Here is a 249-nt window from a genome sequence, read left to right as displayed (position 1 = left end):
CTATCTGTGCTAAGACTCATTGATGAGGCTAGATCTAAGCTAGATGATAGCATTCCTAGCTCTCCTATGGTTGTTTCAACTACGTTTTTAGGATAAGGCAACATTGTGTTGTCCGGTTTAGGATCTATAGGTTTAGGATCTATAGGCTTACTACCGTCATCGGTAACTACGACTAAGAGCTTTTTATTTTCGCTATCTTTATCAAGCTTAAAGGCATAAACCTTTGAAATTCCCGCTTGCATTAGGTTG

General features: G+C 39.0%; 1 protein-coding gene. It reads right to left on the bottom strand.

The genetic code is table 11. The features are described from left to right. On the bottom strand, positions 1-249 hold a 249-nt coding region (locus tag ACHJH3_RS11285; RefSeq protein WP_407064892.1), incomplete at both ends, for a hypothetical protein.

The organism is Campylobacter canis, from assembly GCF_045504005.1.
Taxonomy (GTDB): domain Bacteria; phylum Campylobacterota; class Campylobacteria; order Campylobacterales; family Campylobacteraceae; genus Campylobacter_A; species Campylobacter_A canis.
Note: the sequence above shows the minus strand (reverse complement) of the source record. Positions and strands in the feature narration are given on the sequence as shown.